Here is a 22,803-nt window from a genome sequence, read left to right as displayed (position 1 = left end):
CACTATAGGGCAACCACTGGCTTATCTGACAATCAGAAACCGTTTTGAGGTAGCGAACGTACCTGCTTTTATGCGAGCCACATACACACCCTGCGGCCAGTTGCCCGTATAGATACGATACTGCTGGTTAGTTTCACTCCCAGCCAGTTGCTTCCGCTCCAGTAACCGCCCCGCCACATTGAACACCTCAATGGTAACAGCATCGGCCGTAGGCATGTGATACAGGTACGTAATGTAATCGTCGGCGGGGTTGGGAGCTAGTTCCAATTGCACGGTTCCCGGCACCTCATCAGGGCACCACTCAATGAGCTCAGGGGCAAACGTGGGTACGCCAAAATCTAATCCTACTGTGTTTTGTGGGCCGGGGGTAGCGCCTTTCCAAGTGGTGGTCAACTGCCCATCCAACGCCGCCTGATAGCCGGTAGTGGGCTGACTGGCTCCACTCCCAAACGCAATTCCTTTCAGCTTACGGTTGCCGGCGTAAAACTCCAGTTCGGTCAACTCACCCCGGCAATCTTTAGCCGCCACGTAGCGCACATACCGCCATGGTTGATCAGCATTGACCACGTACTCATTCCAGGCTTTGGCCGGCTGACGGAGAATGGCCAGGGTTGTCCAGGAAAGGCTATCCTGCGAGCCCTGAATAAAGCCGCTCCGGCAGCGGTCGCTACAGGTGCTGCACGAATCAACGCCGAAATGAACCCTCACCCGGGTTACTACCGGTAGCTGCACTTGTTCGCCCGAGCAGTTCAGGCCCGGAATCTGGTTGCAGTAGAGATTGGCAATGGTAGTCATGCCCGCATCGCCGGGGTATCTTTTGACGAGCGAGTCAGCGGCGGGCCAGTCGGTCGACGCGTTCAGAAGAGGTTCGGCCCGGATGCAGTTGAGGTTCACAAAACGCCAGCCTGTTTCTTCAGCCAAATTTCGAATGGCCTGGTTCGACTGGTTCTGACCGTTCAGGAACGAGTTACGTAGCACAACTGTCCCCCCTGCAAAACCCGTGGCGACAACCAGTTTGATTAGTTCGGCCCGCAACGTACCCGGATCAAAAGCCGCCTGACTGATATTTTCTCCCAGTGAAACAATGACCAGATCTGGTTTTTCACCCGCCCATAACGCGGCAACCCTGTCTGTGATTGCGGTTTTGTACGGGAATGTTTGATTGACATAGCTCCGCTCCCAGTCGTTCAGCACCAGGCGCTGCACCGATACATCGGGGTTTTGTTCTACCAGTTTATCCGTCAGCAGGCTCACGTAATCTTTTTCGCGCGACGTGGCCGCCATGCCCCACGGCCCACCCGTCCAGCCAATGGCGTTGTCGGGGGCTTTTTCGGTCATGGCATTGCCGATAACCAACACCCGGTTATACCGAAACACTTCGGTTGAGTTGGGCGATAGAATATCATCCTTAGCCAGAAAATTGACCGGCTGACCGCCACTTAAATCATAAGCTGTCCGCCAGTCTTTGTAAGCCTGACAATCGAGCGCAAATGAACTGCGATTGGCGTTACAGCCCTCGGCGTTCAGTATACCCGAAATAGTATAGGAAGCATCTGACTTGGGACTACGAATAACAGGGGCAGTATTGGCGATGTATCGGGCCGCTATTTCTCGGATAACGCTCCGATCATGCTCAAAACTGAGATCGAAATTGAACGTGGTAATAACCTGAGTGCCGTGTTCGTAACAGTCAATAAACTGCCGGATCATTTCGTCACGCGCAACCGGGTTATTCTGCCGGTTTATGTTCCCTTCTACTTCGTTGACGATCAACTTACCCGGCGAATTGGAGCGGGCAATGTCCGTTGAAAAGCGGTAGTCTGAATACTGTCCGTCATTGATTTTTATACCATCCAGGCTTTCGCCGGTGTCTTTAAAACTAAACGTTCCCCGCTGCACCGATAGCTTATCATAGACCGAACCGTATTCGTGAATGACCGGGAAGCGGTTGTCAGTTGCTTTGATGGCCGCAGTTACCTCATACATAAACGTTTTCATAACGCCATGCCGATACCGGTACCAGTCGAGCCCCGACTCGCCTTCAAAAGCGCCTTTAAACTGACCGTTAGGTGTTTTAGGCTGTATCTGATCAAAACTGCTAACGTTTTGCGCCTCTCCTTTCCAGGCCTCTTTCAACCGGCTCAATACCCCACCATATTTTGATTTGAGCCAGTTACGATAGCCTTTCACCATGGGTTCGGAATAATCGTATAACCGGATAAAATCGCCTTCCAGCCCTTTGGTCGTAACAAGCGGATAGCTAAACTCGCCACCAATGTTACCCATGCATATAAACAATAACTCATTGGTATCCAGCAAATAGCGATACCGTTCGGCTACCCGTGCCGCAAAAGTGGTTCCCTTTTCAACGGTGGCTGGGGCAGCAAAACTGGTAAATACCCGAAACGTCCCCTGATTCAGATAGAGGCCATCGAACTGCTGATAAACGCGTAGATTTTGGCCAAAGATGTTGTACCCCTGCATTCGGTCGCCCGCAGCCCAGCCATTAAACCCATCTTCCATGTTGTTATTCGGGTCGGAAGGCACATCGGGGCGCTGATTGTCGATCCAGATACGGATAGCGACTTTCATTCCATTTCGGCGCGCGGCTGCAATCTGATTATCGTATTGCAGCCAGGGGTTAGGGTCGTTTTTCCGCCAATTATTGACCGTACTCCATAATACGGTCACTAGAACGGTGTTACCCCCAAGTGCTTTTAGCTGATTGATCGACTCAATACCATCATCACCATTTCCGATGTAGTTATTGTTGAGTGAAATGGCCAGGTAACGCTGCTTGTCCTGCGCTGATACGCAAAGAGTTAAAGCGCCCAATAGTACCGTCAGAACGACGCGGTAAAATCGATTCATGAAGAAATAATTGATCAGTGATAAAGCCGTTTCGGTGCCTCAATCAGGCACGTACCCGGTTGATTCAGTATGTTCAGAACGAACGTACCTGCTTCATCGTGTGCACAACTTATTTTGTAGCTTCCCCTGTTTTGCGACCCAGTCCGAGCCCGCCAACGACCAATACAGTGCCCGCCACGGTATAGCCTGTGATGGGTTCGCCCAGTAGTACCGACGAGTAAATGAACCCAAAAATAGGGCAAAGGAATAACCACAACGACGCTTTCACGGCATCGGCCCGAACCAGCCGAAACCACAGTTGCAACGCCACTACCGATACCGGCCCGATAAGCCAACCCACTGATGCCCAAAACCGCCCGTCGAAGGTTGACGCGCTGATATCGGTGGTGAGCAGAGTTACGGGCAAAATAAGAATTCCTCCGATCAGCACCTGCCAGCCATTGATGACCAGGTTAGGTAACCGCCAGGTATAGCGGGCGTAGTAGACAGTTGCCGCCGAAATAGACAGCATACTGGCCAGCAAAATTAGTAGACCTTCAACGGTAGCGTAGGCTTGTCCCAGTAACGGATAGGCCGCCACGCATACGCCCAGCAAACCCAACAACAACCCGGCTCCTTCCCGCCATTGAAGTGGTCTTCGTAGAAAAACGGCCGACATCAGGCTGATAAACAGCGGATTGGTCGCCGTGGACAAGCTACCAATGCCTGCCGACACCTGCTTAAGAGCCAGCACAAAAAGCCCCAGATAAATGGTTGTGTTCAGCGCCGCAAAAATCGTCAGCCGTTTCCATTCCACACCTACTGGCATCGGATTACCTTTCTGAAGTACGTAGGCAACCAGCAACATACCACTTCCCGCAATCAGAAAGCGGACCGTAGCCAGCACGAGCGGTGCCGCCGACTGAACGCCAAACTTGGTAGCCACCGACGCCGACGCCCACAACATGGCAAAAAGAAGACCGGGAATAAGCAGGCTTGAACGGGATTGAGGCACGGGTAGTGATTAACGGAATATAGAAAGCGTATTGCTTACGCGTGTGTAGAGACCGTACCGGCAGACCGGCAAAATCTTGCGTCTCTACTGTAGTTGGACGGTTTGTGTTAAAACCCGATCTTCCCTTTACGACCGCCGCCTTTATTGTGTTCTTGTGCCCAATCGCGCATTTCGGCGAGTTCTTTCTCAAAACCGCCAGAGAGGATTGGGAAGCGCATCCAGGTACGTGGGTCCAGGCTATGGTCGTCGAGGTGGAAACTGGGGGCGTAGCGTTCGCGTTTCCACTGATTACGGCTCCAGAGTTTGAAAAACCGTTCTACCCACATCAGTAAATTCTCGCGGCTGTGTTGCCCGGCAAACTTCACTTCGATCAACTTAAACACATCGACCGGTGCCTGCTTATCGCGAATACCGGCGTTCTCGATCTCGTTCAGCACGTCGTATGGCATCAGGTCATCCTCGTCGGTCTGATTGCGATCAAGCGGGCGTAGCTCGGCGGTGGGTTGCAGGTTGTTCACCCGGTTCAGGCCCGATAGCTTGATGTGGTCAGCAGACGATGCGGTGTTTACCACATTTAGCCCTACAGTTTCAAGCCAGCGCAGCCAGCCCCGCAGAAAATGCTTATCTATACCGGTAATAGGCGAAATGCTACCCGCTGTGTCGCCATCCATCGTAGCGTAACCCACGGCGGCTTCCGATCGGTTCGAAGTGCTGAGCAACAGGGCGTTTTTCAGATTAGCCAGCATCCAGACGCCCGGAGCACGTACCCGCGCCTGAATATTTTGCAGGGCCAGATCGTCGGTACTCCATGTCAGTTTCCGGCCAATTTGCCCCTCGATCAGGCCCGTATATGTATCGACCAGCCCGTCGATATTGATGTTCATGAACGTAGCACCCAGACTTTCGGCCAATTCTTTGGCCGAATTGAACGTATCGTCCGACGAGTTTGATGTGCCCTGATAAATCGTGGTCAGCAGTTTACCAACCATGGCTTCGGCAGTGTCGCAGTCCTGAACGGCTTTCAGATGATGCAACTTCTTCTTGACCCCATCGAGCCCAATATTTTCTACTGCCATGCGCACCATCAGGTACACCGTAGCCGCAATGGCTGACGAATCGGCCCCTCCCGACAGGCTGAGGACGTACCCCTGCGAGCGGCTTTTGCGCAGGTAGTCGAAGAGGCCAAGCGCCACGGCACGAGCGAACTCTTCTTCTTTGATGCTGCCAAACCGTTCCCAGGGCTCCAGTTCAGCTTTCTGGATGACGGGCGTAACATCGGGCCAGTTGAAGCGATCGGTGACGCGCAGGTTGGGCAGGGCAAACGCTAGATTTCCCCGGTTCTGGGTCTGATTCAGCCGCGTCATGTCTACATCAATCACCGCCGACACGATGTGCATGTCTTCATAGCTTAGGCGCGGGCCCGATACCAGCAGTTCGCCGTTAGAGGCCACCATGGCATCACCATCGTAAATAGCCCGACCGGCTTCGTTGCCCAGCAGGTTAGTATACACATAGCTTACCCCAAACGACCGCGACGCATCAACTACCAACCGCTCACGCGTAACCGACTTGCCGAACGCAAAATGGCTGGCCGACGGATTCAGGATGATATCGACGCCCCGTTCGTACAACGCACGTCCCGGCCGACTGGCTATCCAGGCATCTTCGCAGATCTCGAAGCCCACCCGAATGCCCGACAAATCGAATACCAGATCACCGAATGGGTAGTTGAACTCGCCGATATGGGTTTCGTCGCGCACGCCTACCGTCCAGGGCTGAAACCAGCGCGGTTCGTAGTGGATACCGTTGCCGGGCAGATACTGCTTGGCAATGAAACCCAGAATACGCTTGTTGACGATGAAGCAGGCCACATTGAACGTGCGGTTATTGTGCCGCATAGGCAGCCCAACAGAAACGGCAATATCGGCTGTATGCCCCACGATCTCGAGCAGCGATGCGATGGACTGGTCAACAGTATTCTGCGCGTAGAACATGTCTTCGCAGTTATAGCCACAGATACACAGTTCGGGCAAGCAAAGCAGGCTCACGCCCTGTGTACGTGCCGAGTCGATAGCATCAATGATATTTTGCCGATTATGATCCCAATCCAACGGGGTCTGGTTCAGCACACCAGCAGCGACTTTTAATAGTTTCAAGGTCGAATGAGTGAATTAGTTACCTGGTCAACAAAGATGCACGAAATAAGATTGACGCTAGCCTAGCAATGATACGCCAATAAATCGCAGATGTCAGTTAAAGTGCGGCCTGGGTACGTTGTTTCGCGGCCGCCGGTGACCAGCAACGTACCCAGCCCGAGGGCTTCGGCACCGGCCATGTCGCGGTCGGGACTGTCGCCGATGAACAGGATACGGTGTGGCGGGTGATCGAAATGAGCGAGGGCTTTCTGAAAAATCTTCGGCGACGGCTTCACCAGGCTATGATCCGACGAAAATACGAGCGTATCGAAGAGATGATGAATGCGACATTGCCGGAATACACGCACAAACAGTGCTTTCTCAGACCATAAATTACTGACCAACCCTAGTCGGTGTGTTTTGGCCAGTTGATGCAGTGCCTCGCAATGCCGGTCAGGTACGTGCCCTAGTTCGTGGTGGGCAAATACGTTATGTAACCGGGGCGCATCGGTTTGGGGGAGACCCAGCGCATCCAGGGTTTCGGCCAGATACGTACTGGCCGGTTTGAAATTTTCGTGGTAAGCGGGGTCGGCATAGTGCTCGCTCATGGTCTCGTATACCTGCCTGATTACCCACTGCACTTCGTTGTTTGAGTGATATGTGCCACCCAGTTTTCGATACGTTTGGGCATAATCCTGCTCCTCAGAGAAGCGGTTGCCGCCAAACATCAGGGTATCCATCAGGTCTAGCAGAATAACATCGAACTGATCGATAAAGCGCGAAGAAGAGTTCATACTCAGTCTAACCCAAAACAGGCTCATAGGTTACCGAGTTTGACCGATGAACGATTAAATCGACCAAATACACCTGGCGAGTATAGCCCATCTACTTTTTTTTCAAGCCGCTATTCCAGGCAACAAAGGCTTTTTCGGCTCAAAAACAATCAGTTACAACGCTTCGCATGAATAGTCTATTATACTGGTTCTTAATTTTTTCTTGACAGTACCAACAAAACCAAAGTAATTTGGTCTGATAATTGAGGGGCCGCTTCTGGGCAATGCATCTTTCGTGCTACGCTTACTTATCTAACCCACTGCTGCCCCGGCACTATTTTACGTATGCAGAAACTTAGCCTAAGCCAGTCACTTCAACAAAAACTGTCTCCGCAGCAGATTCAGTTTATTAAGTTGTTACAGATACCGACGGCTGAACTGGAGACTCGTATCGAGGAGGAGTTGGAAATTAATCCGGCCCTGGAAGAAGGTATGGACGAGGAGTACGACACCAAAGATGAGTTTGACGAGAGTGGAGAATATGACGATAAAGACGAGTATAGCGACCGCAGCGATGATCTAGACATCGATGGCTATCTGGCCAATGATGAATTTGCAGGCTACAAAATGCAGGGCGATGGCTCGTATAATGAAGAGGATCGCGAAATGCCGATTGCCACTATGTCAAGCCTGATGGATTCGATGGCGCAGCAGTTTGGTTACCTCCGTCTCACCGACGATCAGCGGGCTATTGGCCTTCAACTGTTGGGTAGCATTGAAAATGACGGCTACATTCGCCGCTCATTGCAGGCTATTGTGAACGATATGGCCTTCTCGCAGAACATTTTTGTGGATGCCGAAGAGGTGGAAGAAGTGCTGCACAAGATTCAGACCTTTGACCCGCCGGGCATTGCCGCCCGCGATTTGCAGGAATGTTTGCTGCTTCAACTCCGCCGAAAAGACAACACAGACCCATATGTTCAGTTGGCCGTTCGGATCATCAACGAGTTCTTCGAAGAGTTTTCGAAAAAGCATTACGACAAAATTCAGCGACGTCTTAATGTCAACGACGAAGCGCTGAAGCGGGTAGTCGAGATCATCATCAAACTGAATCCGAAACCGGGCTCGGTTGAAGGCGACGACAATACCGTGCAGTACTTGATGCCCGATTTTCTGCTGACCAACAACGGCGGAAAACTAGAGTTGACCCTCAACTCGCGCAACGCCCCCGAACTGAAGATCAGCCGGTCGTTTGCCGATATGCTCGATACCTACGACAAGAGTAACAAAACAAATAAAGGCCTGAAAGAAACCGTCAGTTTCGTGAAACAGAAACTCGACGCGGCCAAGTGGTTCATCGACGCCATTAAACAACGGCAGCAAACCCTGCTGAAAACGATGAACGCCATTGTGCGGTATCAGTACGATTTCTTCCTGACCGGCGACGAGAATAAATTGCGGCCAATGATCCTGAAAGACATCGCTCAGATGATCGATATGGACGTGTCGACCATTTCGCGGGTAGCCAACAGTAAAGCCGTTCAGACTGAATTTGGTATCTATCCGCTGAAATATTTCTTCTCAGAAGGCATCGCAACCGATTCGGGCGAGGATGTCAGCAGCCGAGAGGTAAAAAATATTCTCAAGGATATGATCGACACCGAGCCGAAAGTGAACCCACTGTCGGACGATAAGCTCGAGAAGATGCTGAACGACAAAGGCTACAACATCGCCCGCCGAACGGTAGCCAAATACCGCGAACAATTAAATATCCCCGTGGCCCGACTACGGAAACAGCTTTAAACTATTATCAGTTATCAGTGAACAGTTATCAGTTACCAGTTATCAATGTATCCAGCTACCTATTTATCAGCTAGCTGGATACATTGATAACTGGTAACTGTTCACTGATAATTGTTCACTGATAACTGATAATTGTCTTTGCACCCCCGCCTCGCTTACGCCCTCTCTGTCATTTTTCATCCGTTGTTAATGCCTACTTGGCTGTTTGGGCTCTTGCTCTACGTGTCGCCGGTCAGGCTCAACGTTGATACCTACTCACCCGGCGTTCGTCTCAGCTTGCTGATCCTGATTGTGGTGGGTACGTTCGCCGTTCCCGGCCTGTTAATTCTCTATCTCTACCGCATGGGATTGCTCGCCGATCTCAACATGCCCGAACGCGCCCACCGACGGCTCCCTTACCTGATAACAGGGGTGGTCTATGCAGTGGTCACGTACCTGTTTGCCTTTCGGATGAGCCTTTTTTCAGCCACGTCGCCGGGGGTGGCCATCATACTGGGTAGCATCACTCTCTCTATTTTACTGGTAGCCCTGATCAATAGTGTCTGGAAAATCAGTGCCCATGGTGTGGGTATTGGCGGCGTATTGGGCACCGTGATGGTCATGCTGGCCAAACACAGCGACACCGATTTGTTTATGCCTTTCGTGGGCCTCATTGCCATTAGTGGCCTGGTATCTACCGCCCGGCTACAACTCAACGCCCACACCATTGGCCAAGTCGGCGCCGGTCTAGGGTTAGGTGTACTCATCAGCGGCCTGGCCGTTTTCTGGCTGGTTTAACTCAGGATACTGGACGTTAGATTTTGGACGCTGGATGCCGGACGGATGACAGATCTATCTGGTTGGTCTTGATCCAGTATCCAAAATACAACATCCGATATCCAAATTCCAGCAATTGACAGCTTACCAGATCGATGGGCTGCTGTAGTAGATGGGATGGGAAAACGTGTTTCGCCATAGATACGTTTATTCCTAATCCTACATCTCCTTTACACCAGCATAACCATGGAAAACGCAACAACTCGTCGTCATTTTCTGGGAACCACCGCCGCCCTGATCTCGGGAGCTGTGGTCAGTAGTCAAAACCTCTTTGGTGCACCCGCCCTTATTCGCCATCTGGGCGATAAGCCCAATTCACGGATCGATGGCGTGCAGATCGGCGTCATCACCTACTCATTCCGCGACATGCCCGATCAAAGTGCTGAAGCCACGCTGCAATACGTGTTGGATTCCGGTATCAGCGCCATTGAACTGATGGGTGGCCCAGCCGAATCGTTTGCCGGTGCTCCCAAAAACACGGTCGATATGCGGTCTATCTTTCCGTTGATGCGCAAACGCCGCGAAAAACAGGAGCTGACGCAGGACGAGCAGAAACTGTTGACCGAAGCCGATGCCCAGACGAAAGCGTACCGGGAAGAACTGACCAAATGGCGGCTTGCAGCACCGATGGCCAAATTTGAGCAGGTCCGAAAAATGTACAATAAGGCAGGTGTAAAAATTTACGGGTTCAAACCGGATGCCTTTGGTCTTCAACATTCAGACGCCGAGATCAACTACGGCATGCTGGCAGCCAAAACGCTGGGTGCCAATCAGGTCACGCTCGAACATCCGGGCAACGATGCCCACACGCTCAAACTGGGCCAAATGGCGCAGAAACACGGCATTCGGGTGGGTTATCATGGCCATGAACAGCAAACACCCACCTTCTGGGATACAGCATTAGCCCAATCGTCCGGTAACGCGATGAATTTTGATCTGGGTCATTACCTGGCCGCCGGTCAGCCCGACCCGTTGGCGTTGATTCGGGAGAAACACGATCGTATTGCCAGCATGCACATTAAAGACCGGCAAACGCCAGCCCACGGCAAAGGCAATCTTCCCTGGGGACAGGGCGACACACCGCTGCTCGATGTACTGAAGCTGATGCGTGACCAGAAATATACGTTTCCCGCTACTGTAGAACTGGAATACCAGGTTCCGGCAGGTTCAAACGCCGTAGCAGAGGTAAAGAAATGTGTCGCTTTCTGCCGAAATGCCCTGAGTTAAACTCACAAAACCAGTAAACAGACGTACCCACCATCGATGAAAAATGCCAGCTTATTCCCTGGTGACAGGCTTTATCGGCACCGCGTCAATCGCCGATTCATTGTCAGAAAAGGGTAATTCGGCCACTGCCTGCCAACTGTTGCAGTAATGGCAGTATCCGTCTTGGCTGTATAGGGTGACGAGTTTTCCACGGAAAAGTAGTATGCTTGCATACCAATTAGTCACAAACACCCAAAAATCGTGTTCAACAATCTACTTTACTCCGTTGAAGATGGCATTTGCCGCATCACGCTGAACCGTCCGCAGGTGTACAATGCCTTAAGCCCCGGTCTGATTCATGACATTACCGCTGCCATTACCGCCGCCGGGGCCGATGATATCGTACGCGTCATTGTGCTGACCGGCGCTGGCGAGAAAGCGTTCTGTTCCGGCGCTGATCTGAAAGAGGGCTTCGCCAATGCCCAGGCATCGGGCGGCATGGCCCTGGGTGATTCGTTGCGAAGCGGCTATAACCCCATGATCATGGCCATGCGCAACGTACCCAAACCCATCATCGGGCGGGTAAACGGCGTGGCGGCAGGTGCGGGTTTCTCACTGGCCCTCGCCTGCGACGTGTTGGTTTGCAGCAACGAGGCTTATTTCAGTCAGATCTTCGTCAACATCGGCCTGATGCCCGACGCAGGCTCAACCTTTTTCCTCCCCCGACTGATCGGCCCTCTGAAAGCGTTTGAGCTATGCAGCACCGGCCGCCGGGTATATGGTCCCGAGGCCGCCGCACTGGGATTGGTGAACCGATCGGTGATTGCCGACGAATTAGACAGCGCCGTAGCCGAATTAGTGGCTTATTATGCCGCTGCCCCTACCCTGGCGATCGGTGCAATGAAAAAAGTTTTGAATCAATCGCTCTATTCTGACCTGGCCCATCAACTGGAACAGGAAGCTGACAATCAGGATACTTTGGGCCGAACTAACGACGTAGCCGAAGGTATTGGAGCCTTCCTGATGAAGAAAACAGCAAAATTTAAGGGCCGCTAATTTGACAAAACCCTTTTTTGCACTACTTTTGCAATCCCAACACGGGAATGCTTTCGTAGCTCAACTGGATAGAGCACCTCACTACGGATGAGGAGGTTTGGGGTTCGAATCCCTACGAGAGCACCAAAGCCAGTCAGCAATGACTGGCTTTTTTGGTTTTATACTCTTAGCAACGTACCCAGCCGTTAAGAATTACCCCCAGCGTAGGTACGTTTGCGGGATGAAACCGACATTCCGCGAAAAACTCAATGGGCCTGACCCACTGCTGGGGACTATTGCCTCTCTTCCCTCTCCCGAACTGAGCGAACTGCTGTCGCTGGCGGGTTTCGACTGGCTGTTTATCGATATGGAACACGGCACCATGTCGATCGGGGAAGCGCAACGGATAATTCTGGCCCTGAAAAATGACTGTAGCGCCCTTATTCGGGTGGCCGAGAATAACCCTATTTTGATAAAACAGGCGCTTGATATTGGCGCAGACGGCATCATCGTTCCGCTGGTCAATACGGAGGCCGAGGCCCGACAGGCGGTGTCGGCCACGAAATACCCGCCTCAGGGCACACGCAGTGTGGGTATTGGGCGCGCACACGGATACGGACTGCATTTTGCCGACTACCTCCGGCACGCCAATGAATCGGTGGCAGTCATTATTCAGATAGAACATAAACAAGCAGTCGCTAATCTGGATGATATTCTAGCCGTTGATGGCATCGATGGTGTGTTTATTGGCCCGTATGATCTCTCCGGTAGTTTGAACCAGTTGGGTGACATTGGTAGTCCTGACGTTCAGGAAGCGATTCAAGAGGTAAAAACAAAATGCGCTAAAAAAGGCATTCCAGTTGGGTTGTTCCTGCAAAAACCCGATACGATACAGGCCGAACTCACCAGCGGCGTTCGGTTTCTGGCCGTTGGTACCGACACGTTTTTTGTCTGGAACGGCGCACAGCAGATCATATCAGCATTTAGGGCCGGGTAAGCGCTTGGTGATCATTACTTTTGGGGGTATGACGATCCGCCTGTCCCTACTCCTTCTCCTGCTTACCAGTACTGCGTTGATACCGGCCCATCAGGAGCCTGCCGCCGTCATCCGAGTTAACCTGCTGGGCTACCGGCCCGCCAGCCCTAAAGTAGCCGTTTGGGCCAGCTTCACCGACATTGCCTTGGCAGACTGTCAGTTAGTTGATGAACTGACGGGCGAAAGCGTACTATCGGTTCAGGTAGGATCGGCATTTGGCGCATATGGCCCTTTCAAACAGACCTATCGGCTCGACTTCTCTTCGGTCAACACACCCGGCCGGTACTATCTGAAAACTGCCGACGGTGCCCGCTCACCTGCCTTTCGAATCGATGAGGATGTGTATAAAGGGGCAGCTGACTTTTGCCTGCGCTACATGCGACAACAACGAAGTGGTTTTAACCCCTTTCTGAACGATTCCTGCCATACCCACGACGGCTACTCCATGTATGGCCCCATGCCCGACAGTACCCATATCGATGTATCGGGTGGCTGGCACGACGCTTCCGATTACCTGCAATACGTCACCACGTCAGCTAACGCAACGTATCATTTATTGGCCGCCCTGCGCGATTTCCCGACTGCTTTTACTGACAATCATCAGGCCAACGGGCTACCGGGTACGAACGGGCAACCCGACGTACTGGACGAAGCCCGCTGGGGACTCGACTGGCTGCTGAAGATGCACCCCACCGATACCTGGCTATTCAATCAATTGGGCGACGACCGCGATCATGCGTCGATGCGGATTCCGAAGCTCGACAGCATGTATGGCAAAGGGTATGAACGCCCGGTTTATTTCGCAACGGGTCTGCCGCAGGGTTTATTCAAACACAAAAATCGGGCAACAGGTGTAGCATCGACCGCAGGAAAGGTCAGCAGTGCCTTTTCGCTGGGGTATCAACTTACCCGCAAGGCTGATACCGACTATGCCAAAAAGCTGTGGCAACGCGCGCAATCTGCCTATAAACTAGGGCTGGATAAACCCGGCAACTGCCAGACAGCACCGGGGCGGGCTCCTTATTTTTACGAAGAAGACAACTACACCGATGACATGGAACTGGCGACCGTTGAACTTCACAACGTGGCCAGAACAACCGGTAAACCCGTAAAGCTGGCCCTGAACTGGCAGAAAACGGCGCTGGATTTTGCCCGTCAGGAACCCGTGACTCCCTGGATGAAAAACGACACAGCGCGCCATTACCAGTGGTATCCGTTCGTTAATGTAGGGCATGCCGAACTGGCCAAGCGCCTACCCTATGCCAGTCGGAAAACAGTGACGGATTACTACAAATCGGGCATTGAGTTGATTTGGCAACGGGCCAGTACGAATGCATTTTACCGGGGCGTTCCGTTTACCTGGTGCAGCAACAACCTCACCACCTCATTTGCCACGCAGTGCTTCTGGTACCGCCAACTGACCGGCGACGATCAGTTTGCCCAGCTCGAACAGGCCAATTTCGACTGGCTTTTCGGCTGTAATCCGTGGGGCACAAGCTTTGTCTACGGCCTTCCCTCCGATGGCGATACACCCGTTGACCCCCATTCGGCTTTTACGCACCTGAAAAATTACCCCATCGACGGGGGGCTTGTCGACGGCCCCGTTCGCGGCAGCATTTACGGTAACCTGATCGGCATTACCTTGCATGAAGCCGATGAATACGCGCCGTTGCAAAGCAAAACGGCCGTTTATCACGACGACTACGGCGACTACAGTACCAACGAACCCACCATGGATGGTACGGCGTCACTTATTTACCTACTCGCCGCCAAAGAAGGTGAAACCCTCAAGCCAATCCGAAAAACAGGCACCCGACCAACGGCGATACAGCCCACCCAAAAGCAGGTATCGAAACCACAGACCGGCGCAAAATCGACCTATAGCAAGGGAGCCAAAATCAGGGGCGACACTACCGCCCGCCGACTGGCGCTGGTGTTCACCGGCGATGAGTTTGCCGATGGAGGCACCGCTATTGCCCAAACGTTGCGGAAGCACCAGGTCCAGGCTTCGTTTTTTCTGACCGGCCGCTTTCTCCGTAACCCCGCTTTTGCGCCAATAGTCAGGCAACTTAAGCGCGACGGTCATTACCTCGGCCCACACTCCGACCAGCATTTGCTCTACTGCGACTGGTCAAAGCCCGACAGTTTGCTGGTTACCCGGCCGCAGTTTGTAGCTGATTTAAAGGCCAACTACAAGGCACTGGCCCGCTTTGGCAACGTACCCAGCACTAACCGGCTCTTTATGCCCCCCTACGAATGGTACAACGACAGCATCGCTAGTTGGACAAAAGCCGAAGGAATTCAGCTCATCAACTACACGCCAGGTACGTTGAGCCATGCCGATTATACTACGCCCCAAGACCGCAATTACCGACCAAGCGAAACGATTCTGCAATCAATGTATGCGTACGAAGAGAAGCAATCGGCGGGCCTGAACGGCTTTATTCTACTCATGCACATTGGCACCGCCCCCGCCCGAACCGACAAATTGTACGCACACCTGGATAAGCTACTAACCCGATTCCGTGAAAAAGGGTACCAGTTCGTTCGGGTCGATAGACTGTAACAGGAGCGTTCAGTGTTTAACGTTTAATGTCTAACGTTCAAAGTTTAACGGCTAGCATCAAGTGCCTACTATCCAGCGTCTAGCGTCCAATAGCTAACATCTAGCGTCCAACATCCCCCCTATTCAAGCTGGACAGTTGCGTTCTGAATAACATTCGTTGATGCACCCTGATTTTTGATAGCCCCATCGGTATAGTGAATACCGTCAGCTTTTTTACCCAGACGGGTAGTAATGCGGCTTAGCTTGTTGTTGGACGTACCTGACCGGAGTACCACTGACTCGAACGCCGGATGATAACCCGCCTTCTGAGCACCAAACGAACTGATAACGGAGTTTGCCAGGGTGTTGCCCGACGATTCACCACCAAACTGCCAGCTACTCTCTACCGTGGTCGAATGCACGGTAATAGTCAGCCTATCGAAACTACTGTTCTGGCAATTCAGATCGACCCCCCGGTGGCCCAGGTACGTTCCACCAGTGAAGTGAACCTGTTTCGCCCCATATACCTGAAACGGGCGGCTGGTCACGTCGAACTTCCCGCCTTTTATCGTGATGCGCTCCGTTGTATTACGTCCATCGTCGGTAATCGAGTAACCCACGGTGGTTTCCAGTCTGGCAGTGGCGGTATTGTTTTCAGCCAATACATCGGTCACGTTGACAAACTCATAGGCAATATTTTTCGCCTCGATCGACGTGTTTTGCGCGTGATAGACGTTGGTGATCAACCCTGACAGACTCGTGGCCATTCGATGCGGTTCAGCCTTGTTGATCGACCTGTTCTCGAACCTATTTCGAGTAATCGTCAAGTTCGACAACCTGACTTTATCATACCCCTGCGACAGAATTTCCATGCCCATCCGGGGAATATTCAGGAACAGGCAGTCGTGGATATACAAATCAGCCGAGGTACCACCCGCCTGACTAGCGGAACTGTATTGCAGCACTCCAAAGGCATTGTAACTACCTGACCCTGAACCAAAAAATCGACACTGAGCGATTTCCCAGCCGCGAAACGAAACCAGTTCATTTGAAAAAACCATCGGGTAGCCTTTCCCCATCGACGTTGACTGAAAGGTTATCTTTTCCAGCTTCACCTTATTCACGGCTTTCGTCCCCTGAAACAGAAGCACCGTTGTACCCGACGAGCGAATGGTTGCCCCGCCCGCAGCCGCCGTTAGCAGCACGTTGGTCCAGGCACCGGTGCGCTCCAGAAACGTGCCTCCGAGGTCGTAGACGCCCGATAGCACAGCCCGTTTGTTGGTCTGCGGCAAGGCCAGGAAGCGTTTCAGCTCCGCTACCGTCCGGATAGAGACAGTGGTCATAACGGCCACATTGACCCGGTTTCGGGTACTATCGGCAAGCAAGGCAGATCGGGACTTTTCTGCTTTGGCCACCTTGCTATCAATCATAAAGCAACAGCATATGGCCAGTAAGAGTAAGCGGGAGTAGACAATCATTTTCATAACGTCAGGTATTCATACAAACGCAGCTAAGTAATCAGCGGGTATGTACTGCTTCTTAAAACCAGTAACCAATCAATCAGTTATCAATCTGCCAATCGTTTTATGAAAAAATTATTGCTTCTGCTTCTCAGCTTCGTCCTCACTACGGCGGGTCTTCAGGCACAATCAAAATGGACGGCCGAAAAGGCTAGTCAATGGTATAAAAAACAGGGTTGGATCAGCGGCAGCAATTTTCAGCCCAGCACAGCCATTAATCAGCTGGAGATGTTTCAGGCTGCCACGTTCGATCCGCAAACGATCGATCGTGAGTTGGGATGGGCCGAAGGGCTGGGCATGAATGCCATGCGGGTATATCTGCACCACATTGCCTGGACGTCGGACAAAGCGGGTTTTAAAAGCCGCCTCGATCAGTATTTGCAGATCGCCAACAAGCATAAAATCAAAACCATTCTGGTATTTTTCGACGACTGCTGGAACGATGAATACCGACCCGGCAAACAGCCCGCCCCCAAACCCGGCGTGCACAACAGCGGCTGGGTACGTGACCCCGGCAGTATGATTCTCAACAAGCCCGACAGCCTTCCAATGCTGGAAGCTTATGTGAAGGATGTGATGACCACCTTTAAAAGCGACGAGCGTATTCTGCTGTGGGACCTCTACAACGAACCCGGAAACAGCGGCTATACCGGCAAAAGCCTACCGCTCCTGAAAGCCGTATTTGGCTGGGCACGGGCCGTCAATCCATCGCAACCCATCAGCGCCGGCCTGTGGAACTGGGGACCCAAATTTGCCGAACTTAATGCCTTTCAACTCGAAAATTCGGATGTGATCACCTACCACCAATACGAGTACATCGACAAACACGTTGCCCGGATCAACGACCTTCGGCAGCATAACCGGCCATTGATCTGCACTGAATACATGGCCCGCCGCAACGGTAGCCTATTCCAGACCATTCTGCCCCTGTTAAAACAGGAAAACATCGGGGCTATCAACTGGGGGTTTGTGGCTGGCAAAACCAACACGATTTTCGCCTGGGATACGCCAATTCCGAACGGCAAAGAGCCTGACTTATGGTTTCATGACATTTTCCGGAAAGACGGCACCCCGTTCAGTCAAGACGAAATCAAGACAATTAAAGCGACAACGGGCAAGAAATAGTGTTTCTGTCAGCTAAAGCAGACGGGAACCTACTGCAAGTCCCATCGGAAATTCTAACACATTGCCGTCTGCTTTAGCTGACGGAAGTACATCAGCTTACCTTTCAATCGTACCAGTCGTTATGAAAAAGTGGCTTATCGGATTATCCGTTTCTGTTGTAACAGCTTCCGCCGCTCTGCTCTTTAGCGGGTTCGACAAAAAAAGGTCGGACTCATCGACGTCGGCAGCAGGTAAACGCCCCAACATCATCCTGATCATGGCTGACGATCTGGGCTTTTCGGATCTGGGCTGTTACGGCAGTGAAATAAAGACGCCAAACCTGGATTATCTGGCCAACAACGGCATCCGGTACACCCAGTTCTACAACACGTCGCGCTGTTGCCCAACCCGTGCCGCCTTACTGACCGGCCTGTACAACCATCAGGCCGGCATTGGCAAAATGACCGACGACGAGAAAACGCCGGGCTACCGGGGGCACTTGACCGACAACGCCGTTACGCTGGCCGAGGTGCTGAAAACGGCGGGTTACCAAACGGCCATGACGGGTAAGTGGCATGTGTCGAACACGATTGTGCAGAAAAACGCGCAGGAGCAGATGGCCTGGCTGACGCACAAGAAAGACTTCGGCGATTTTTCACCCATCGACCAATATCCAACCAGCCGGGGATTTGACCGGTATTTCGGAAACATCTGGGGCGTAGTCGATTTTTTCGATCCGTTTAGCCTTGTCAGCGGCACAAAACCGGTGCAGAACGTACCTAAAAACTACTACCACACCGACGCCATCAGCGATACGTCGGTGGCCTACATCAGGTCATTTGCCAAATCGTCGGCTCCATTTTTTATGTATGTGGCCGAAACGGCTCCTCATTGGCCCCTTCAGGCGCTGCCCGACGATATCGACAAGTATAAGAACACCTATAAAGTTGGGTGGGATGCCATTCGGAAGGCACGCTATCAGAAAATGGTAAAACTGGGCCTGATTGATCCAGCCAAAACCAAACTATCCGACCGCTGGAACAACGACCTGAGTTGGGAGGCCAACCCGGATAAAGAATGGGATGCCCGCGCCATGGCCGTTCACGCCGCCATGATCGACCGGATGGATCAGGGCATTGGCCGTATGATTGAAGCGCTGCGCGAAACAGGTCAGCTCGACAATACGCTGATTCTATTCCTGTCAGACAACGGAGCCAGCTCAGAAAGCTCGGCAGGCTACGGTCCCGGTTTCGACCGCCCCGGCGAAACCCGTGATGGCCGAAAAGTGGTGTATGACCTGAAAAAAGAAGTGATGCCTGGCTCACAAACCACCTTTGCCTCGATTGGTCAGCGCTGGGCCAACGTAGCGAATACGCCCTATCAACTCTGGAAAGCAGAATCGTATGAAGGCGGCGCGCATACACCGCTGGTGGCGTTCTGGCCAAAAGGAATCACCGCCAAAAAAGGAAGTTATAGCCATCAGGTGGGACACGTCATGGATTTTATGCGTACGTTTTTAGACCTCACCGGAGCAACGTACCCAACTACGTTCAAGGGGCACGCCATTACACCCACAACGGGAATTAGCCTGGCACCGTCGTTTGCCGGTAAACAGTCAGCGGGGCACAAAACGCTGTTCAATGAACATTTTGGCGCTCGGTTTGCCCGGTCAGGCGACTGGAAACTGGTTTCACTGAGCCGTGATAGTACCTGGCATCTGTTTAATCTGGCTACCGACAAGTCGGAAACGCAGGATCTTGCAGCTAAAAACCCTGAAAAAGTACGTGAGTTGAGGGGATTATGGCAGCAGTGGGCAACTACACATCAGGTTTTGCCTAAACCGCAGCCAAAGCGCAACTAACCAACAGCAGCTGATTAAAAGCATACAGAATAAAAAAAGGTAACTGTTTAGGTAATGTGTTGTCAGGTCCCCGACCTAAACAGATAACATAAAAGAGCGTTGGTCAACCACCTGAACTGTAGTGGCTAACCAACGCTTTTTTATGTTCTGTCACGTATTACCTACCGGGCCGATTGCTGCGCGGTAACGGCTGCTTTAACTGGAATTTTCTGATCACGCATGGCAGCGTTGTACACGAACGCGGCCACAACGGTAGACGCCTGTTTCAGGTCGTCGGGTTGCAGGTGATCGTAGGTATCCATGTTGGTGTGGTGGGTACGTGTGTTGTACTCGATCCGGTCCTGAATGAACTGGAAACCCGGAATACCCACCCGATCAAATGACTGGTGATCGGTACCGCCTGTGTTCTGAGCCGTAACGGTAGTAGCACCCAGATCATTAAACGGTTTCAGCCATTGCGAGAAGATAGGGCCGGCGGCAACGTTGCCCTGCAAATAGATACCCCGAATTTTACCTGTTCCATTATCGACGTTGAAATAGGCCGAGATGCTCTCGCCGTCCTTCGTCAGTTTCGACGTTTTGGCGTCGACAAGGTGGTTGGTTACGTAGTTACGCGATCCGAACAGGCCCTGCTCTTCACCGCTCCAGAGGGCAATGCGAATGGTCCGGCGAGGTTTGGCTCCAACAGCTTTCAGAATACGAACGGCTTCCATCATCACGGCACTACCAGCGGCATTATCGGTAGCTCCGGTAGCGGCGTGCCACGAATCAAGGTGAGCGCCAAGCATCACCACTTCATCTTTGAGAGTAGGGTCAGTTCCCGGAATTTCGGCCAGTACGTTGTAGCCTTTGATGTCGTTGGTAAAAAACTTCGTCTTTACGTCGACTTCCAGTTTCACAGGTACGTTCGCCTTCATCAACCGGCAAAGCATCATGTAATCTTCGGCCGAAATTGACAGGTCAGCCAGGTCATCGGGCACAGCGCCTAAAGCCGCGTTGGCGTAATCACCACTAACGAAAAGGGTACCGTCTTTGCTGGTCTGTGTTGAGTTCAGGATACCAACGGCGCCTTCTGTCTTGGCCAGTTTGCGCATCTTCTGGTTGAACACGTTGCGCGTACGCATGGTCTGCATCATCCGGCGCATGGTTGAATCCCCACCGGCTCCACGCTGACCACCGCCAGCCCGTGGCGCTTCGGCACTTGCCATTTTCTGAAGTTCTTCCTCCGTATACCGATCAGCATCGGCCTTAAACGATGGAGACACTTTGTAGGTCTGATCCATCAGAATGATCTTATTCTTCAGCTTGCCCTTATAGCTTTCCAGCGCCATCGTGTCGGTATCGGTGATAAACAGAATATCAGCCGCTTGCAGCTTGTTGGTACTACCGCTCCAGGCGCGGGGAACGGCGATCATCGACTTGTAGTAAGGCGCGGTCATGGCAAAATAGCAACGCTCTACGTTCCAGCCTTTTCCCCAATCGCCCCACGATTCGAGGCGGGAATTTTGCAGACCGTAGCCAGTCAGTTTTCCTTTGGCGTAGTTGGCGGCGTTCATGTAGCCGGGGCCCTGAATACGCGGGCCATTCACGTCGGTCAGGTAGAAAGCCGTTTCCATCACCTGCGACTTTTGCATGCCTTCCTGACGAATTTTGTCCATGGTGGCCATGTCGACTTTTTCGTCCTGACCATACGAGAGTAACGAACTGCCAACGAGCAGCCCGGTAACGAGTAGTTTGTTTGTCATGAAATCTGGTAAAATTGGGGAAGTAGCCCGAAGATAACGATTTCCCGATAGTCGGTAACAATCTCAAGCTACGTTACTGCTTAAGGCCTACATTTTCGTCGCCAAATACCACTTATGACAGAATATAGTTTTGTTGGAGGCAGGTTGTGCTGTGTTGCGGACGCGTGTATTGCTGACGCATGGCCCTTCAACCAACAACGTTTTGCCATATTAACAAATAATGACCCCAACCCTTTGCCAGACTCAAACGGCTATTTTTGCCGGGTCTGTACGTCAACACACAATTATGAAAACACTGCTTCCCATCAGCCTGGCGGCGCTCGCTTTGCTGGCTACTTGCCGACCAACCCGCCCTGAAACCACTCAAAAACCCATTACAACCATTGCCTTCGGCTCGTGTAGCGATCAGAAACGGCCTCAACCGCTTTGGGATGATATTGTGTCCCAAAAGCCGGATGTATGGGTGTGGCTGGGCGATAACATCTACGGCGATTCCGAAAATCTGGACACGCTACGCGCCAAGTACGACCGCCAGAAAGCCAATCCGGTGTACCAGCAACTTCGTCAGTCAACGAAGATCATCGGGGTTTGGGACGATCATGATTATGGCGTGAACGATGGCGGTAAAGAGTACCCGAAGCGAAAGGAAAGTCAGCAACTGATGCTCGACTTTATGGACGTACCCGGCAACGATCCGCTCCGTAAACAGGAAGGCGCTTATTCAGCCCACACCTATGGCCCAAAAGGACAACGCGTGAAAGTAATTTTGCTGGATGGCCGCTACTTCCGCGACCCGCTGAAGAAGGAAGGAAAGAGCAACGTACCTGACCCATCGGGCGATATGCTGGGCGAAACGCAGTGGCGTTGGCTGGAAAACCAGTTGACCAACTCCGACGCCGATGTACATGTTATTGGCTGTGGTATTCAGTTCTTGCCCGAAGAGCACGTCTACGAAAAGTGGGCTAACTTCCCCACTTCCCGCCAGCGTTTTCTCGATTTACTGGCCAAAACCAAACCCAAAGGGGCCCTGCTACTAAGCGGCGACCGCCACATTGCCGAAGTATCGAAAGTGACCGTTCCCGGCCTCGGCTACGACCTGTTCGATATTACCAGCAGCGGCCTGACCCACGTATCGAAAGCCCACGAAGAACCCAATAAACACCGCGTTGGCGAGATGGTGGCGCAACTGAACTACGGCCTCATCAGCATCGATTGGACACCAAAACCAACCGTCACCGTCCGCATCAACGGCGACAATCAGGCAACGTACCTGACGCAGAAGATTGGTTTTTAGGGGGTGCGTTGTATTGCTGACCCGAGCGTAGGCCATTCGGGTCCGTAGAGACGCAAGATTTTGCG

General features: G+C 52.3%; 15 protein-coding genes and 1 tRNA gene. 10 read left to right on the top strand and 6 right to left on the bottom strand.

The window, feature by feature from the left end:
• Positions 1-21: 21 nt before the first annotated feature.
• The 4 genes from ACAW87_RS17700 to ACAW87_RS17685 form a co-directional block, all read right to left on the bottom strand.
• Positions 22-2,871: a beta-galactosidase gene (locus ACAW87_RS17700; RefSeq protein WP_370724971.1), complete on the bottom strand. Its 2,850-nt coding sequence runs from the start codon at positions 2,869-2,871 to the stop codon at positions 22-24.
• A 109-nt stretch (positions 2,872-2,980) separates the two neighbouring features.
• On the bottom strand, positions 2,981-3,865 hold the full coding sequence (locus ACAW87_RS17695) for a DMT family transporter (RefSeq protein WP_370724970.1): 885 nt from the start codon (positions 3,863-3,865) through the stop codon (positions 2,981-2,983).
• 107 nt (positions 3,866-3,972) lie between these two features.
• Positions 3,973-6,021 (bottom strand): NAD(+) synthase, encoded by a 2,049-nt coding sequence (gene nadE, locus ACAW87_RS17690; RefSeq protein ID WP_370724969.1) that lies wholly within the window; start codon positions 6,019-6,021, stop codon positions 3,973-3,975.
• A gap of 62 nt (positions 6,022-6,083) precedes the next feature.
• Complete coding sequence (locus ACAW87_RS17685) at positions 6,084-6,794, bottom strand: HAD family hydrolase (protein WP_370724968.1); 711 nt, start codon at positions 6,792-6,794, stop codon at positions 6,084-6,086.
• A gap of 324 nt (positions 6,795-7,118) precedes the next feature.
• Between ACAW87_RS17685 and rpoN the strand changes: the two genes are divergently transcribed.
• From rpoN to ACAW87_RS17650, 7 genes are all read left to right on the top strand, one after another.
• Entirely contained in the window at positions 7,119-8,576 is a 1,458-nt protein-coding gene (rpoN, locus tag ACAW87_RS17680; RefSeq protein WP_370724967.1) for an RNA polymerase factor sigma-54, read from the top strand.
• Positions 8,577-8,765: 189 nt separating this feature from the next.
• A complete protein-coding gene (locus ACAW87_RS17675; protein ID WP_370724966.1) occupies positions 8,766-9,353 on the top strand; it encodes a hypothetical protein in 588 nt (195 codons plus the stop codon).
• Positions 9,354-9,578: 225 nt separating this feature from the next.
• A complete protein-coding gene (locus ACAW87_RS17670; RefSeq protein ID WP_370724965.1) occupies positions 9,579-10,619 on the top strand; it encodes a sugar phosphate isomerase/epimerase family protein in 1,041 nt (346 codons plus the stop codon).
• Between the two features lie 240 nt (positions 10,620-10,859).
• The gene (locus ACAW87_RS17665; RefSeq protein WP_370724964.1) at positions 10,860-11,654 is read left to right on the top strand and encodes an enoyl-CoA hydratase/isomerase family protein; all 795 of its coding nucleotides are present in this window, start codon (positions 10,860-10,862) and stop codon (positions 11,652-11,654) included.
• Between the two features lie 49 nt (positions 11,655-11,703).
• Positions 11,704-11,780: transfer RNA gene (locus ACAW87_RS17660), tRNA-Arg, on the top strand.
• A gap of 94 nt (positions 11,781-11,874) precedes the next feature.
• Positions 11,875-12,630, top strand: a complete 756-nt coding sequence (locus tag ACAW87_RS17655) for an HpcH/HpaI aldolase family protein (protein WP_370724963.1) — start codon at positions 11,875-11,877, stop codon at positions 12,628-12,630.
• A gap of 28 nt (positions 12,631-12,658) precedes the next feature.
• Positions 12,659-15,235 carry a bifunctional glycoside hydrolase family 9 protein/polysaccharide deacetylase gene (locus tag ACAW87_RS17650; RefSeq protein WP_370724962.1) on the top strand — a complete coding sequence of 859 codons (2,577 nt, stop codon included), beginning with the start codon at positions 12,659-12,661 and terminating at the stop codon, positions 15,233-15,235.
• A gap of 119 nt (positions 15,236-15,354) precedes the next feature.
• Here ACAW87_RS17650 and ACAW87_RS17645 read toward each other — a convergent pair whose 3' ends face one another.
• Complete coding sequence (locus ACAW87_RS17645; RefSeq protein ID WP_370724961.1) at positions 15,355-16,644, bottom strand: hypothetical protein; 1,290 nt, start codon at positions 16,642-16,644, stop codon at positions 15,355-15,357.
• 156 nt (positions 16,645-16,800) lie between these two features.
• Between ACAW87_RS17645 and ACAW87_RS17640 the strand changes: the two genes are divergently transcribed.
• Positions 16,801-17,859: a glycoside hydrolase family 2 TIM barrel-domain containing protein gene (locus tag ACAW87_RS17640; RefSeq protein ID WP_370724960.1), complete on the top strand. Its 1,059-nt coding sequence runs from the start codon at positions 16,801-16,803 to the stop codon at positions 17,857-17,859.
• 121 nt (positions 17,860-17,980) lie between these two features.
• The gene (locus ACAW87_RS17635) at positions 17,981-19,699 is read left to right on the top strand and encodes an arylsulfatase (RefSeq protein ID WP_370724959.1); all 1,719 of its coding nucleotides are present in this window, start codon (positions 17,981-17,983) and stop codon (positions 19,697-19,699) included.
• A gap of 161 nt (positions 19,700-19,860) precedes the next feature.
• On the opposite strand, the gene ACAW87_RS17630 is transcribed toward ACAW87_RS17635, so the two are convergent.
• A complete protein-coding gene (locus ACAW87_RS17630; RefSeq protein WP_370724958.1) occupies positions 19,861-21,444 on the bottom strand; it encodes a M28 family metallopeptidase in 1,584 nt (527 codons plus the stop codon).
• A gap of 286 nt (positions 21,445-21,730) precedes the next feature.
• On the opposite strand from ACAW87_RS17630, the gene ACAW87_RS17625 reads away from it, so the two are divergent.
• Positions 21,731-22,738 (top strand): alkaline phosphatase D family protein, encoded by a 1,008-nt coding sequence (locus tag ACAW87_RS17625; protein WP_370724957.1) that lies wholly within the window; start codon positions 21,731-21,733, stop codon positions 22,736-22,738.
• The last annotated feature ends 65 nt before the right edge of the window (positions 22,739-22,803 follow it).

The sequence above is a fragment of the Fibrella aquatica genome, assembly GCF_041321135.1.
GTDB classification, from domain to species: Bacteria; Bacteroidota; Bacteroidia; order Cytophagales; family Spirosomataceae; genus Fibrella; species Fibrella aquatica.
The sequence above is the reverse complement of the archived record's forward strand: the minus strand, read 5'-3'. Positions and strand labels throughout refer to the sequence as shown.